This is a genomic window from Pseudomonas sp. LB3P58, from assembly GCF_054897895.1.
Genome location: NZ_JBUBVE010000001.1, coordinates 1063441 through 1078176, shown reverse-complemented (window position 1 = coordinate 1078176; position 14736 = coordinate 1063441). Strand labels below are relative to the sequence as shown.

The window sequence follows — 14736 nt, the reverse complement described above, 5'->3', positions numbered from 1 at the left end:
GGCGCCGACAAACAGAGAAAAATGTCGCCCCGAGGGAGCGACAGACGGGAAGAATAAAAGGCTATCACTGGGCCAAACAGACACCAGGCGCCACCTCCCCAATTAATACAATACAGTGAAGATGCGCGTTATGACTCGCAGGTCACGCTATTTTGCCGAATCTGGCCGATAAGGCGTTATTCGACCAACGACCAATCCAGCGGCGTTCCGCGCTTGATGGCCTGGCGGGCGCGGCGTCCCAGAAGGCTTTCAGTGTGTTTGGGGGCTAACCCCAGACCAGGACGAATGGCCCGCAGATTGGCGGTGGTGAAGGGCTCGCCGGCCGCCATGTCCTGAGTCACATACAGCGAACGGCGATACACCACGGACTTGCGCTCGGCTTCCGTCACGCCGTAATGCACATGGCCCATGGCCTGCCAGGCGCGTTCGGTTTCGATCACCAGACTGGCCAGCTCCGCAGGCTCCAGAGAGAAACTGGCATCCACACCACCCGCCGCACGATCAAGGGTGAAATGTTTTTCCACCACCGTCGCCCCCAGTGCCACCGCGGCGACAGACACTCCGACGCCCATGGAGTGATCGGACAGGCCAACTTCACAGCCAAACAATTCGCGCAGGTGAGGAATCGTCCGCACGTTGCTGTTGGCGGGTGTCGCTGGGTAAGTGCTGGTGCACTTGAGCAACACCAGATCCCGGCAGCCGGCCTCACGAGCGGCACGCACGGTTTCGTCGAGTTCAGCGATGCTGGCCATGCCGGTCGAAATGATCAACGGCTTGCCGGTGGCGGCGACCCGCCGAATCAGTGGCAGGTCGGTGTTTTCGAAACTGGCGATCTTGTAGGCCGGTACGTCGAGGCTTTCGAGGAAGTCCACCGCAGTGTCATCAAAGGGAGTCGAGAAGGCGAGCATGCCCAGCTCCTTTGCGCGGGCAAATATTGGCGCGTGCCATTCCCAGGGTGTATGAGCCTTCTCGTACAACGCGTACAGCGAAGAACCGGCCCAGAGGCTGTTCGGGTCCTTGATGAAGAACTCACCTTCGGACAGGTCCAGGGTCATGGTCTCGGCGGTGTAGGTTTGCAGCTTCAAGGCATGCGCCCCGGCCCTGGCTGCGGCTTCGACGATCTGCAGCGCCACGTCAAGGGACTGATTATGGTTGCCACTCATCTCGGCAATGATGAACGGTGGCGCATCGGCACCGATGGTGCGATGGCCAATCTTGAAGCTAGTCATTGCGGTGATCCTTTAGAACGCGCGTGAACGCGCAATTACTCTGAGTGAAACCGGCCCCGAACAGCAGTCAGGCATCGTCCAGGGACGCCTTGCGAACCTGCAGTACCGCATCGGCGAGCGCTGCCGCAACCCGCTGCGCACCACGCCCATCGACCAGCTGCCGCGAGTGTTCGGCCAGACTCTGGCGTAACCCCTGATTGCCCGCGAGAAAAGCGATGGCCTGACGCAACTGCTCGACACTGACGTGCTCGCGGGTGCCCAGATACACATGGGATCCCGAGGTCGCCATGATTTCACCGTTGGCTTGCTGATTGTTCGAGACCGCAATGCAGATCGTCGGCAACCCCATGGCCGCCCGCTCCCAACTGGTGCCGCCGCCGGCACCGACAAACAGGTCAGCCTCGGTCATCAAACGATAAAAGTCGCTGACAAAACGGTGTAATCGCCAGTTCGGACGACTGGCTGCAAGTGCCTGCATCTGCGTCCAGGCCGGGTTGTCGGCACCGGCGACGAAATCGACTTCCAGATCATGCAAATCCGCCAGCGCCAGCATCGCGTGGTGGGTCTGCATCGCCGCATCGAAGCCGCCAAAGTTCACCAGCACCCGTTTGGCCTGAGGTTTGATCGGGATCGCCGGGCAACAAAACTCATCGCGCAACATCGCGAAACGTGGCCCCAGCAACGTCTGGCAATTGGGCGCCACCCGCGAAGCATAGGCCTGCGGCGTACCCGAAAGATTCTGATTGAGCAGCAAGTCAACGCTGTACATGCGAGTGGTGAGGTCGTCCACCGCGGCAATCCGCGGCGCCCAGCGGCGGGCTGCGGTTTGCCAGTGATGATCGAGGCCGTAGTGATCGACGACAATCCAGTCGAAGGCTGGATGGCTTTCCAATGCTTGCCCTAACGCAGCAATGTCCGCCTGCCATGGCAGCATGGATTCGATCGCCTGTTGCGGGTCTTCATCGGGATAGCGATCCGGCAGCGCGAAGGTCTCGAAGCCCTCGGCGGCGAGACTGTCCAGCCGATGCCCCGGCAGCAGGCGACACGCGAAAGCAACGTGCGCGCCCTGCTTGCGCAGCACTCTGGCCAGGGTCAGGCACCGGGCGATATGGCCGCTGCCAATGGTCGGCGACGCGTCGGCGCGGATCAACACTCTCATTGCAGCTCCCCCCCGGCCCTCAACGCGGCGTAGAGGTATTCGGCACGTTTCCAGTCTTGCGGGGTATCGATGTCCTGCACCAGATGCCGTGGCAGAATCACCGGCAGGCTCGCCGGGGAGAACATGACATCGCCGCGCAACCAGGCTTCGCTGCGGCCCCAGTAGAACTGGCCGGCGTCCTGAAAGGCTTCGGCCAAATCCTGGGAGCGGGTGTTGCGAAATTCCGGGTAGAGCGAGGTCAATGCGCCCTGCGCATCGAGGACCAAGGCACGCTGCACCGCAAAGCCGAAACTGCAGACAGAAAACGCGAAAGACTTGTCCGGATGCTGCTCCAGCAGCTCATAGCCGTGACGCAAATAACGCGCCTGCAACAAGGGGGCGGTGGCGTAGATGCAGCAGGCAAAGTCGAACGCTTGCAATTCATTCAAGGCATGAACGACGACCGCTGAGGTCCCGGTGAAATCATCCGCCAATGAAGCAGGACGCATGAACGGTACCTGAGCGCCGTTGGCCCGCGCGACGTCAGCGATTTCTTCATCGTCGGTACTGACGATTACCTCGTCGAACAGGTTCGAATCCAGCGCCGTGCGGATCGAGCGGACGATCATCGGCACGCCATCGAACGGCTTGAGGTTCTTGCGCGGAATTCGCTTGCTGCCACCACGGGCAGGAATGATCGCAACACTGCTCAGGACACTACTCCTCAAGGACCAGCCGCCGCAGTTGCTCGACGATATAGTCCTGTTGTTCATCGCTCAGCAGAGGAAACAGCGGCAGGCTGATCGCCTCGGCGTAATAGCGTTCGGCCTGAGGAAAATCACCCTCGGCAAAACCCAGCTCATGATAGTAGGGCTGCAAATGCAGCGGAATATAGTGCAGGTTTACACCGACACCGGCCGCTCGCAAGCCTTCGAATATTTGTCGATGGCTGAGGTTGATCCGATCCGTCTGCAACCGCACCACGTACAGATGCCACGCCGATTCCGCCTCTGGTTGAGGGCTGGGCAAAGTCAGCGGCAAGTACGCCAGCAATCGGTCATAACGGGCCGCCAGTTCACGCCGACGCTCGATGAAGCCATCAAGCTTGTTCAGCTGTGACAGACCGAGGGCTGCCTGCAAATCGGTGATCCGGTAGTTAAAGCCCAATTCCACTTGCTGGTAGTACCAGGGACCGTGGCTGGGTTCGGTCATCTGCGCCGGATCGCGGGTCATGCCGTGGCTACGCAGGCGCTGTAAACGCTCGGCCAGCTCCGGGCGATTGGTCAGGACCATGCCGCCCTCGGCGCTGGTGATGATTTTCACCGGGTGGAAACTGAACACGGTCATCGCCGCGAATTCACCGCAACCCACCGGACGCCCGGCATAGGACGCGCCAACCGCGTGAGAGGCATCCTCAATCACCGTGAAACCGTAGCGTTCGGCCAGTTCGGCGATCATGCGCAGATCGCAGCTCTGACCGGAAAACGCCACGGCCACCAGCACTTTGGGCAGTGTACCGTTGCGCTCGGCGGCTTCCAGCTTCGCCGCCAGCGCGTAGGCATCAAGGTTCCAGGTCAGCGGATCGATGTCGACGAAGTCCACGTCGGCGCCGCAATAGCGACCGCAGTTGGCCGAGGCCAGAAAGGTGTTCGGCGTGGTCCACAAGCGGTCACCCGGCCCAAGTCCGGCTGCCAGGCAAGCAATGTGCAGCGCGGCGGTGGCGTTGCACACCGCCACCGCGAAATCGGCCTGACAACGCTCGGCCATGGCCTGTTCGAAGCGTTCAATGGTCGGCCCTTGTGTCAGCCAGTCGGACTGCAACACGGCAACTACCGCATCGATGTCTGTCTGATCGAGGCTTTGCCGACCATAAGGAATCATACCGACAGCTCCGCGTGCAGGTCAGCGATCTGGCCGATCGACAAGAAGTGCGGATTAGTGTCGGAGCGGTATTCGAAATCTTCGCTCACCGGCTTGCCCTGCTCGCCCAGTTTGTCCACGGCGAAATCCACGTCGACGCTGGTGAAACGGATCGACGGTTGAATCGTGTAGTGATCGGCGAACTCCAGGGTCATGCGTGCGTCGTCCAGCGGCACCATCAGCTCATGGAGTTTTTCGCCCGGACGAATCCCGACGTTCTTGTGCGGCAAATGCTCGGCCATGCCCAGCGCCAGATCGACGATGCGAATCGACGGGATCTTGGGCACAAAAACTTCGCCGCCGTGCATGCGGGCGAAGCTGTCGAGTACGAACTGCACGCCGTGATCGAGGGTGATCCAGAAGCGCGTCATGCGTTCATCGGTGATCGGCAACTCTGTCGCGCCCTCGGCAATCAGCTTTCTGAAAAACGGCACTACCGAACCGCGCGAGCCGGCCACATTACCGTAGCGAACCACGGAAAAACGGGTTTGCTGTTCGCCGGCAATATTGTTGGCGGCCACGAACAATTTGTCCGACAGCAGCTTGGTCGCACCGTACAGGTTGATCGGGCTGGCGGCTTTGTCGGTGGAGAGCGCTACGACTTTCTTCACGCCATTATCGATGGCCGCCGCGATGATGTTTTCCGCGCCGTTGACGTTGGTGCGAATGCATTCGGTGGGGTTGTATTCCGCCGCCGGCACGTGTTTCAGCGCCGCGGCGTGTACCACGTAATCAATGCCGCGCATGGCCTGACGCAAACGCTCGGCATCGCGCACGTCACCCAGAAAGTAGCGCATGCACGGTGCGTTGAACGTCTGTTGCATCTCGTACTGCTTGAGTTCATCGCGCGAGAACACCACCACCCGCTTCGGCTGATATTGCTCCAGCAACCGACGAATGAATTTGCGCCCGAACGAGCCGGTGCCGCCAGAGATGAAAATCGATTTACCGTTGAACATGCCTTGAGTCCTTTTACCTGTCAGCCAGGCTTATGCGAGCAACTGCGCCCAGTTCACACTGCAGGCGTCGCCGAGGGTAAAGCCCTTGCCGGTCAAGGCCAGGTTGATGTTATAGGCCGGGTCTTGCGCGAAGCGTGACTGCCACTTGTCGCGCAGCGCCGCACTGACCTGTGGCGCCTGCGCCAGGGTACCCGGATGGAGAATCTGCACTTGCGGTGTCCAGACCGTCAGGAACCCGGCATCGGCGACTTTCAGGCACAGATCGATATCGCCCAGTGTCTCGTCGAAATGCTCTTCATCCAGACCGTCCACGGCTTCATAGAGGTCTTTGCGAACCATCAGGCAGACCCCGGAAACTGCCGAGTAATTCTGCTCGACCACAAGGCGCTGCATATAACCGGTGGCCTCTTTCTTTTCACCCATGAACGCAGAGCCCACGTCGCCATTCAAACCCAGGATCATCCCGGCGCCCGTCACCTTGCCTTCATCGTCCACCAGTTTGCCACCCACCACGCCGACTTCCGGACGCTGTGCCTGATTGAGCAGCGATTCGATCCAGTTGGCATTGACCACCTGCGCGTCGGCAGCCAGCAGCACCAGGAACGCTCCCTGCGCTTGGCGACTGGCGAGATTGTGCAAGGCAGACACGCTCAATCGTTGCTCGGCCCGGATGACCCGAATCCGGCCGCGACCGTTTTGTTCCAGATTGTCGAGCCACGCGAGCAACTCAGGGGACTGACTGTGGTTGTCGGCGATCAGCAACTCATGATTCTGGTAACGCGTACGTTGCAACACGCTGACGACGCACCGCTGCAAATCAGCCTCATTGTCTTGGGCGACAATGATGATCGACACGCGAGGGCGGTCACTGTGACGGTAATCCACGCGGTACACGCCAGATGACTCGCTGCTGACCTGAGCCTGATAGCCGCGGGTAGCAAGATGGCGAACCAGGGTCTGACGCTCATGCTCGTTGGCTGCCAGCGCAGGTGCCTGACAGATCAGCAAGGGTTCAGAGAGGTGGGCGAGGCCTGCCAGGCCACCGCTCTCGATCAGGCGCAACAGCAGATCGAACTCCGCAGCCTGACTGAATTCGCGGCTGTAGCCACCGGCTTCGACCCACACGTCGCGCCGAATCAACCAGTGTCGCGCCATCAACGAAGGTACGCTTTGCAGCAGGTCCAGGTTGAAGTCCGGGCGGAAAACCGGTGTCAGGGTTCCGCTCGCCCGACGATGGACTTCATCGGCGCAGACGGCCCGACACTCAGGCGCGGCCAGCAATTCGACACTGGCCTGAATCAGACCGCTGGAGGTGAACTCATCGCCCGCCTCAGCCAGTAACAGCCAGTCGCAACGGGTGTTCGGCACCACCTGATTGATCTTTTCGATGTAGTTGTCGGCACTGACCTTGACGAAATGCAGGGTATTTTCAACGCGGGTGGCCGAGGTAATTTCGCCTGTGGTGAACACCACGATCTGGAACGCGCGGAAATGGCTGTCCAACAGACTGTCGAAAGTCGTCTGTAATTTGTCGGCATCGTTATTCAGGTCCAGCAACAAAATGCAGAACCGCGGACTCCCCCCCTTCGCGCTCAGATGACGGGCAATAGACGCGGCCTGCTCTTTATCAGGTCCTCGCGCCTCCAGCCAGTTCAGCAATTGCCCGGTAGGCATTTTGTCCAGCAACACTCGGCTGTCCTGGGTCGATACCGCATCCAGACGTCCAGCCCAGGCCGAGAGCACGTCGGCCTCATCGCCCTCGCCATCGTTGCTCAGGGCCAGCGCCAGGCGCTTGACGACCTTGCGGTTGAACGCATTGCACGACAGCGCCTTCCACAGGCGAGCCTTGATTGTTCGCTCGGTGTCGTTGCCATGGGTGCGCAGCAGTTGTTCTTGCTCCAGCAGCACCGCTTCGAGGCGTTCGAGCTGCAGCTTGCCCGCGGGCATGGCGTGCAAGAGGAATTCGAACTCGGTCAGGCGATCGAAAAAGGGCTGGTTGTAGAACGGCATTTCGACGAACTGAGTCGGGCCGAATTCGCGGACCGGGCCCTTGAACGGGTCATTCCAGGTCGAATGGAAAATCGGCTCGGAGGTCAGTGAGCGTCGCTGCAACAAGCACTGCGACATGGCTGCAAAACTGTCCAGCGCGAATGCGCGGGTCTGCGCCTGATCGCGACCGGCAATCGCGGTCGGCACGCTGGACAGAAAATCGGCAAACTTCTCCCGCTCGGCCACGGATTTGGCATCGGTGAAACTGAGCACAAACACCACCTCGGTGTTGTGTTCCGAAGCGCCATAGTTGGCTTCGCGCACCACGTAAGGGATCGGCAGAATCCGGGCCTTGGCCGACGCCAGCAAGTAATACACATGGCCGATTTCCTGCCATTCGAAGCTCAGCTCTTCAGGCATCAGGTCGTACCACTGACGCAGCAGCGCCGTGCGCGTGACGGCGAAGAACGGCGGAATGAACTGGCCCATGTAATCGAGCACCCGGTCTTCGGCGCGCTCGCTGGCGTAGTCTTCCTGAACTTTCTTGTCGCGACGGTAGTAGGTCACTCGGGTCGCGTCGGTCAGGTACATCATGCAGTAGCCATGACACATGCCGTAGTCCGGGTTCGCCTCCAGAAACTCCACCGACTCGGTCAACGCACCGTGCAGCAGGAAATCGTCGTCGGCGGCAAAGGCCATGTACGGTGTGGTGACCAGGCCAATGCCGTGCTTGAGCTTGGCCTGGAAACCCAGGTACGAAAATTGCGGCAAGTGCTGGTACTGAACGTGCGGATAGGCCTCGGCGACCCCTGTGTCCGGCGCACTGGAGGAGTCCAGCACAATGATCGTGCACGGATAATTGCTGTAGTACTGCAGCGTACGGCGCAAAAACGCTGGCCGGTTGTGGGTGGCCAGCAGCAGCGTGAAACGCTCGCCCAGTGGTGCAACTTGTTCAGAACCGAAATGACCTTGCATACCTTTCCCCGCAGCCGGCGAAGCGCCCGATGAACTCAATGACATGACGTTGCTTAACGAACCCGACGCAGATAGCCGTCCGGAGCGACGGTGATCAGCAGCTTGTTCTGCAGCTGACGGTCGATCTCGAAGTCGCGGTTTTCTTCCAGGTATTTCCACACGGCAGTCTTCGGGTTGTCGCCCGGGCCCCACGGACGATCCGGGAAAAAGTCGGCCGGCATGTCTTCAACCACGGTGTCCATGACCACGCAGTAGCTGTCCACCGACACCAGTGGCGCGTACAGGCGCAGTTCTTCCAGCACGTGATCGTGGGTGTGGTTGGAGTCGAGTACCAGAATGACTTTCTTGCCTTCGGCAGCGGCACGCACTTGTTCGGCGATGGCCGGATCAATGCTCGAACCTTCGATCATCTTGATGCGCTTGCTCATCGGATGGCTTTCGATGGCTTCGCGGTTGTGCGGACGAATGTCGAGGTCGATGCCCAACACTTCACCGTGACCTTGCAGCTCCAGCAGCGATGCGTAGTAGATGATCGAACCGCCGTGGGCGATACCACACTCGATCACCAGGTCGGGTTTGACCTGCCAGATGATTTCCTGCATCGCCATCATGTCTTGCGGCAGCTGAATGATCGGACGGCCCATCCACGAGAAGTGGTAGCTGTACTTGTGCTTGGCCGACTGGTTGAAGAAATCCTGGGCCAGACCGGTGAGTGTCTGGTCATCGCCCTGACGGGCGATTTCTGCCTGGCATTCGGCTTCGAAGGCTTTATTGATGGTGTTGTCGGTCATCTGAAAATTCTCAATAGTCACTGGAACGAAGCGCTGTCGACGGCGTGATAGACGTAGCGTCCACCGGTCATCCGCTTGATTTCTTCGAGGTAGTTGGAGTTCATCACAAACAGATGGGCGCCTTCGGGCAGGGCATCCATGGCCTCTTGCGGCGAGGACACCCGCACGCCGCTCAGAGGCAGATAACGGCCCTGCTTGGCCGGATTGATATCCACCACACGATCCACCGCCACACCGGCCCGTTGCAGGAACAGCGAATAGATCACGCCTTTGGACGACGCGCCCCAGATCGCCGAACCTTGTTCGGGTGCGGCCTGAATAATCTGCACCGCGCGCTCAAGACTGCCGGTGAAACCTTCGGGCAGGTCCAGGCGCGGCACCGTTTGCTCCGGGGTCAGGCGCAAGGTCGAAAGGTCGGCCACGATGTACAGGTATTGGCCACCGAACAGGTGACCAGCCTCATGCACGGTGCCGAACATCCGGCGCAGGTCATCGAGGCGGAAATAATTGACGTGCTCGTAGAACAGGTCGAACCAGGCGCGGTGATCGATGATCCAGTCGAAGCACGGCACTTCGATGTAGATCTGTCCGCCCTGATTGGCGTCGGCCATCTCGGCGAGGAAGCTCACCGGATCCTGAATGTGTTCCAGCACATGACGCAGCACGATGGCGTCCGCCGCCAGACCCAGCCCGCGCGTGAACGGGGCCTTGATCACGTCGACATTGTCGCCTTCGTAGGCCGGGTCGATGCCGGTGATGGCATAGCCCAGACCTTTGAGGAGTTCTAGAAAATAACCTTTGCCGCAGCCGACTTCGATCAGTTCCTGGCCCTTGAAGTGCCGGGCAATGATCCCTTCGACATCGCTCAGGTGCTTCTGGAACTGACCGGAATGCGCCTGCTCGTTCTGGTAATCGGCGTCGTAGCTGAGCTTGTCGGCATCGAAGGCCTGGTTGAAGATCAACCCGCTCTGCTCATCCTGGACCAAGACCATGTCGGCAGAGGCCGAAGCCCTGGCCGATTGCGGGTCGGCAAAGGTGCGATTCTGCAACACGGGCAGGTCGGCGACCCGATACAACTCATGCGTCATGCTCTGCTCCCAGTAACTGTTGCAAGCGGTCCGCCACGCCCCAGAACGCCATCGGCTCGTGGGCCGGGTATGGGTAGTGGCCGAGATTCAAACTGATCAATGCGCCACGCTCACGCAGCCGCTGCTCGACCAGCGCCCGGACCGAAACCGGCTGACCGCTGGAACAATTGATCACGCCATTGAAGTCCCGCTGTTGCAGGATCGCCGCGAGGTAACCGGCGGCCGTATCGATCACCAGGTAATCGCGCAATTGCTCACCGGCCGACATGTTGAAACGTTCTTCCCCGGCATCGATCGCCCGGTCCAGCGCCGCCAGCAAACTGTTGGGGTTCTGTCCGGTGCCGTGCAGGTAAAACAGCCGCGCCCATTGCAAGGTGAACGGTTGAACCCGCTGCAAATTTTCGAGGAACACGCGCAGGGAGTTTTTTGCCAGCCCGTAAGGATTGCTCGGCTGCGGCGCACTCTGTTCACTGAGCGGCCCACTCTGCATGCCGTATTCGAAACAGGTCCCGGTGACCAGCACCTGCGACACGCCCGCCTCGACCGCGCCCTTGATGAACCGGTAATCGGCCATCAGGTTGTGCTCGAAGTGAAACAGCGCCTGATAGTTCGGCAACCCTGGCCAGGCCAGGTGCGCCAAGGCATCGACGCCATCGGTCAGCGCAGCGATGTCCAGGTCGGCGGCGTGAATATCCGCTGCGATGAACTCCACGGCATTGATCCACGACATGCTCGCGGCGATTTCGACGTTGCGCGCCACGGCCCGGACCTGACAGCCACGGGCGAGCAAGGCAGCGACCAGATGACGGCCGACGAACCCGGTGGCACCGGTGACCAGGACCTTCACAGCACGGTCAACTCAGGCACGGCGATGACGAATCGGCCATCCCACTCGCGCACCTGAGCCAGTTGCTGACTGACTTCGTGCAGCAGGTTCCACGGCAGGACCAGGACGTAGTCCGGCTTCTCGATGTCGATCTGCGCCGGCGAAACGATCGGGATACGACTGCCCGGCAAGTACTTGCCCTGCTTGTGCGGGTTGGCATCGGCGACCCAGGCCAGCAGGTCCGGCTTGACCCCGGCGTAGTTGAGCAAGGTGTTGCCCTTGGCGGCGGCGCCGTATCCCACCACACGCTTGCCGTCGGCTTTCGCCTGCAACAGGAAACGCAGCAGTTCGTGTTTGATGCGTTCGGCGGCCGGCGCGAGGGTCGTGTAGTACTCGGGGGTTTTCACACCGGCGGCGAGTTCGGCCTGCAACTGTTGCTGAACCGCTGGTTGTACGTCGCGGCGAACGCCATCAGCACGCTGGACGAAGACACGCAGCGAACCGCCGTGGGTCGACAGCTGACTGACATCGAACACTTCCAGACCGTTGCGCGCGCACAACGTCTGCACGGCGGTCAGTGACAGGTAGGAATAGTGCTCGTGATACAGCGTGTCGAATTGCTGCCCGGCCATCAGCGTCAGCAACTGCGGAAACTCGAACGTCGCCACGCCGGTCGGCTTGAGCAAGATCGCGAAACCACCGAGGAAATCATTGATGTCCGGCACGTGGGCCAGCACGTTGTTGGCGGCCATCAGGTCAGCGGCCCAGCCTTCGGCGCTCAGCTGCGAAGCGGTGTCGCGGCCGAAGAACAGCTCACGAATCTCCAGGCCTTTTTCCCGTGCCGCTTGCGCGGTGCTGCGGGTCGGCTCGACGCCCAGACAAGGGATGCCGCGCCCGGCCACGTACTGCAACAAGTAACCGTCGTTGGCGGCGATTTCCACCACGCGACTGTCGGCGGTCAGGCCAAAGCGCTCGACCATCTCGCCCACATAGCGCTCGGCATGGGCCAGCCAGGTGCTGGAGAACGAACTGAAATAGGCGTACTCGGCGTCGAACAGGCTGTCGGCGCGGGTGTAATCCTCGGTCTGCACCAGCCAGCACTGCTGACACACCGCAACCTTCAGCGGCACCCATTGCTCGGATTGTTCCAGCTGATCGGCGCGCACGTAGGCGTTGGACGGCGGCGAAGTGCCGAGGTCAATCAGCGGCAAAGCCAGCGGAGTAGCGCAACCACGGCAATTCATACACGCACTCCAGCGAAGTGTTCATCGAGCAAGGGATGGCTGGAATCCCTGGCCGACAGATTATTGACAGGCAACGGCCAGGCAATCGCCAGCCGTGAATCGTTCACCGATAAACCACCCTCGTGCGCAGGCGCGTAATCAGCGCTGTGTAAGTAAAGCAATTCGGCGTCATCGGTGAGGGTTTGGAAACCATGGGCAAAACCGGCCGGGATCAACAGGCTACGACCGTCGCCGGCCCGCAGGTGTTCGGCGTGCCAGTGCAGGAAGGTCTCGGAGTCCGGGCGCAAATCCACCGCCACGTCCCAGACTTCACCACGCAGGCAGGTGATCAGCTTGGCTTCCGGTGCGCTGGCGTTCTGATAATGCAGACCGCGCACACTGCCGCGTTCGCGGGTGCAGGAATGGTTGATCTGGCGGATATGAAACGGCTGGCCGAAGGCGCTCAGGCTGCCTTCGCAGAACAGCCGCGCGAAGTGCCCGCGCTCATCTTCGAAGCGTTTGTGTTGCACGCAGAACAGTCCGGCCAGCGGCAAAGGCTTCAACAGAAACTCGCTCACATTGCGCCTCGGTACAGGTTCAGCTGACCCAACGTGATGGCGCGCATGTCGTCGCCGTTTTGCCACGCCAGGTGCCAATCGAGGGTCTGGGTCAGGCACTGCTGCAACGACCAGCGCGGTGCCCAGGCCAGCCGTTGACGGGCGCGGCTGCTGTCCAGACGCAGCAGACCGGCCTCATGCAAATCACTCGGCTCGATGCGCAGTCCGCGTGCTTGCGGCCAGCGGTTGGCGAGCATTTCGACCACTTCGCCGACGCTGCACATGTCCGCTTCGCTCGGGCCGAAGTTCCAGGCGCCAGCGAACTCGGGACCTTGCTCGTAAAGGCCGGCAGCCAGTTGCAGGTAACCGGCCAACGGCTCCAGCGCGTGCTGCCAAGGGCGCACGGCTTGCGGGTAGCGCAGGGTCACCGGCTCATCCGCCGACCAGGCCTTGAGCACGTCGGGGATCAAGCGTTCCGGCGCGAAGTCACCACCGCCCAGCACGTTGCCGGCCCGGGCCGTGGCCAGCGCAAGACCGTGTTCGGCATAGCGCTCGGCCGGGAAGAACGACGCCGCGTAAGACTGGGCCAGCAACTCGCAGCAAGCCTTGCTGCTGCTATAGGGATCATGTCCGCCGAGGGCTTCGTTTTCGCGGTATGGCCACAGCCATTCTTTGTTCGCGTAAACCTTGTCGGTGGTCACCAGCACACACGCGCGCACGCCACCGACCTGGCGGATCGCTTCAAGCAGATTGAGCGTGCCCATGACGTTGCTGGAGTAAGTCCCCAGCGGGTCGCGATACCCTTCACGCACCAGAGGCTGAGCTGCCAGGTGCAGGACGATTTCCGGTTGCACCTCGGCAATCAGTTCCAGCAAGGCGCCCAGATCACGCAGATCACCGCGTTGATCGTTGATGCCTTCAGCCACCCGCGCCAGCTCGAACAAACTCGGCTCGGTCGACGGATCAAGCGAAAATCCGCTGACGTCGGCACCGAGGCTTTGCAGCCACAATGTCAGCCAGCTGCCTTTGAAACCGGTATGGCCGGTCAGCAGAACCCGTTTGCCGCGCCAGAATTCCGGGCTCAGTCCCATAGTTTCCATGGGGCCTCCCCGCTCTGCCACAACGCCTCAAGGTGATTCTTGTCGCGCAGGGTGTCCATCGGGTGCCAGAAGCCGTCGTGCTGAAAGGCCTGCAACTGCTCCTCGGTGGCCAATGCGGCCAGAGGTTCGGCTTCCCAGGAGGTTTGATCGTCAGCGATATACGGCAGCACTTTGGGCGACAGCACGAAGAAACCGCCGTTGATCCAGCCACCGTCTCCGCGCGGTTTCTCGGTGAAACCCAACACTTTGTCGCCGTCACGCTCCAGTGCGCCGTAACGTCCCGGGGGTTGCACGGCGGTCACGGTGGCGAGCTTGCCGTGGGCCAAATGGAAATCCACCAGGGCTCCGATGTTGAGGTCCGAGACACCGTCGCCGTAGGTAAAGCAGAAGGCCTGTTCACCTTCCACATAACGCGCGGCGCGGCGCAGGCGGCCACCGGTCATGGTGTCGTCGCCGGTGTCGATCAGCGTGACGCGCCACGGCTCGCTGTAGTTCTGGTGAACGTCCATGCGGTTGTTGCACATGTCGAAGGTGACATCAGAGGTGTGCAGGAAGTAGTTGGCGAAGAAGTCCTTGATCGCATACCCCTTGTAGCCCAGGCAAATCACGAAGTCGTGGATACCGTGGGCGGAGTACTGCTTCATGATGTGCCAGAGAATTGGCTTGCCGCCGATTTCGATCATCGGCTTTGGCTTGAGGTGCGACTCCTCGCTGATGCGCGTGCCCAGGCCACCCGCCAAAATAACTGCCTTCATCGTCTCCCCTCTTGTTCTTCACAGGGCTCAGCCAAGCTGTATCAAGCTTTTGCGGGCCTTCTGGCTAAAACCTTTTTGCCGTTCATAGCGCCTCCGGACAGGCCGGGAGTGCTCGTTTTATGGCGATGCAAGGGGGACTTGCAGGAAACGCGCCAGCTCCACGCGTCCATCGGGCAGCACTTTTCG

At 60.8% G+C, this 14736-nt stretch carries 12 protein-coding genes and 1 pseudogene; all 13 read right to left on the bottom strand.

The window, feature by feature from the left end:
• Positions 1–176: 176 nt before the first annotated feature.
• The 13 genes and pseudogenes from pseI to rfbF all read right to left on the bottom strand — a co-directional run bounded on the left by pseI (position 177) and on the right by rfbF (position 14550).
• On the bottom strand, positions 177–1229 hold the full coding sequence (gene pseI / locus ACYZTZ_RS04990) for a pseudaminic acid synthase (RefSeq protein ID WP_461997414.1): 1053 nt from the start codon (positions 1227–1229) through the stop codon (positions 177–179).
• A gap of 70 nt (positions 1230–1299) precedes the next feature.
• A pseudogene (gene pseG / locus ACYZTZ_RS04985) lies at positions 1300–2388 on the bottom strand (UDP-2,4-diacetamido-2,4,6-trideoxy-beta-L-altropyranose hydrolase); the annotation flags it as partial.
• Positions 2385–3080, bottom strand: a complete 696-nt coding sequence (gene pseF / locus ACYZTZ_RS04980; RefSeq protein WP_462000640.1) for a pseudaminic acid cytidylyltransferase — start codon at positions 3078–3080, stop codon at positions 2385–2387. The pseudogene pseG and the gene pseF, both read right to left, overlap by 4 nt.
• Positions 3081–3084: 4 nt before the next feature.
• A complete protein-coding gene (gene pseC / locus ACYZTZ_RS04975) occupies positions 3085–4248 on the bottom strand; it encodes a UDP-4-amino-4,6-dideoxy-N-acetyl-beta-L-altrosamine transaminase (RefSeq protein WP_461997413.1) in 1164 nt (387 codons plus the stop codon).
• Positions 4245–5246 (bottom strand): UDP-N-acetylglucosamine 4,6-dehydratase (inverting), encoded by a 1002-nt coding sequence (pseB, locus tag ACYZTZ_RS04970; RefSeq protein WP_461997412.1) that lies wholly within the window; start codon positions 5244–5246, stop codon positions 4245–4247. Before pseB ends, pseC begins: the two co-directional genes overlap by 4 nt.
• Positions 5247–5276: 30 nt before the next feature.
• Positions 5277–8210, bottom strand: a complete 2934-nt coding sequence (locus ACYZTZ_RS04965; RefSeq protein WP_461997411.1) for a TIGR00180 family glycosyltransferase — start codon at positions 8208–8210, stop codon at positions 5277–5279.
• Positions 8211–8263: 53 nt separating this feature from the next.
• Complete coding sequence (locus ACYZTZ_RS04960) at positions 8264–9001, bottom strand: cephalosporin hydroxylase family protein (protein ID WP_056742111.1); 738 nt, start codon at positions 8999–9001, stop codon at positions 8264–8266.
• Between the two features lie 17 nt (positions 9002–9018).
• Positions 9019–10089: a class I SAM-dependent methyltransferase gene (locus ACYZTZ_RS04955; protein ID WP_461997410.1), complete on the bottom strand. Its 1071-nt coding sequence runs from the start codon at positions 10087–10089 to the stop codon at positions 9019–9021.
• Entirely contained in the window at positions 10079–10936 is an 858-nt protein-coding gene (locus ACYZTZ_RS04950) for an NAD-dependent epimerase/dehydratase family protein (RefSeq protein ID WP_461997409.1), read from the bottom strand. Before ACYZTZ_RS04950 ends, ACYZTZ_RS04955 begins: the two co-directional genes overlap by 11 nt.
• The gene (locus ACYZTZ_RS04945) at positions 10933–12159 is read right to left on the bottom strand and encodes a methyltransferase domain-containing protein (protein WP_461997408.1); all 1227 of its coding nucleotides are present in this window, start codon (positions 12157–12159) and stop codon (positions 10933–10935) included. Before ACYZTZ_RS04945 ends, ACYZTZ_RS04950 begins: the two co-directional genes overlap by 4 nt.
• On the bottom strand, positions 12156–12716 hold the full coding sequence (locus ACYZTZ_RS04940; RefSeq protein WP_461997407.1) for a dTDP-4-dehydrorhamnose 3,5-epimerase family protein: 561 nt from the start codon (positions 12714–12716) through the stop codon (positions 12156–12158). The genes ACYZTZ_RS04945 and ACYZTZ_RS04940 overlap by 4 nt, the downstream gene beginning before the upstream one ends.
• Entirely contained in the window at positions 12713–13795 is a 1083-nt protein-coding gene (gene rfbG / locus ACYZTZ_RS04935) for a CDP-glucose 4,6-dehydratase (protein ID WP_461997406.1), read from the bottom strand. Before rfbG ends, ACYZTZ_RS04940 begins: the two co-directional genes overlap by 4 nt.
• Positions 13777–14550 carry a glucose-1-phosphate cytidylyltransferase gene (gene rfbF, locus ACYZTZ_RS04930; RefSeq protein ID WP_056742122.1) on the bottom strand — a complete coding sequence of 258 codons (774 nt, stop codon included), beginning with the start codon at positions 14548–14550 and terminating at the stop codon, positions 13777–13779. The genes rfbG and rfbF overlap by 19 nt, the downstream gene beginning before the upstream one ends.
• Between the last annotated feature and the right edge of the window lie 186 nt (positions 14551–14736).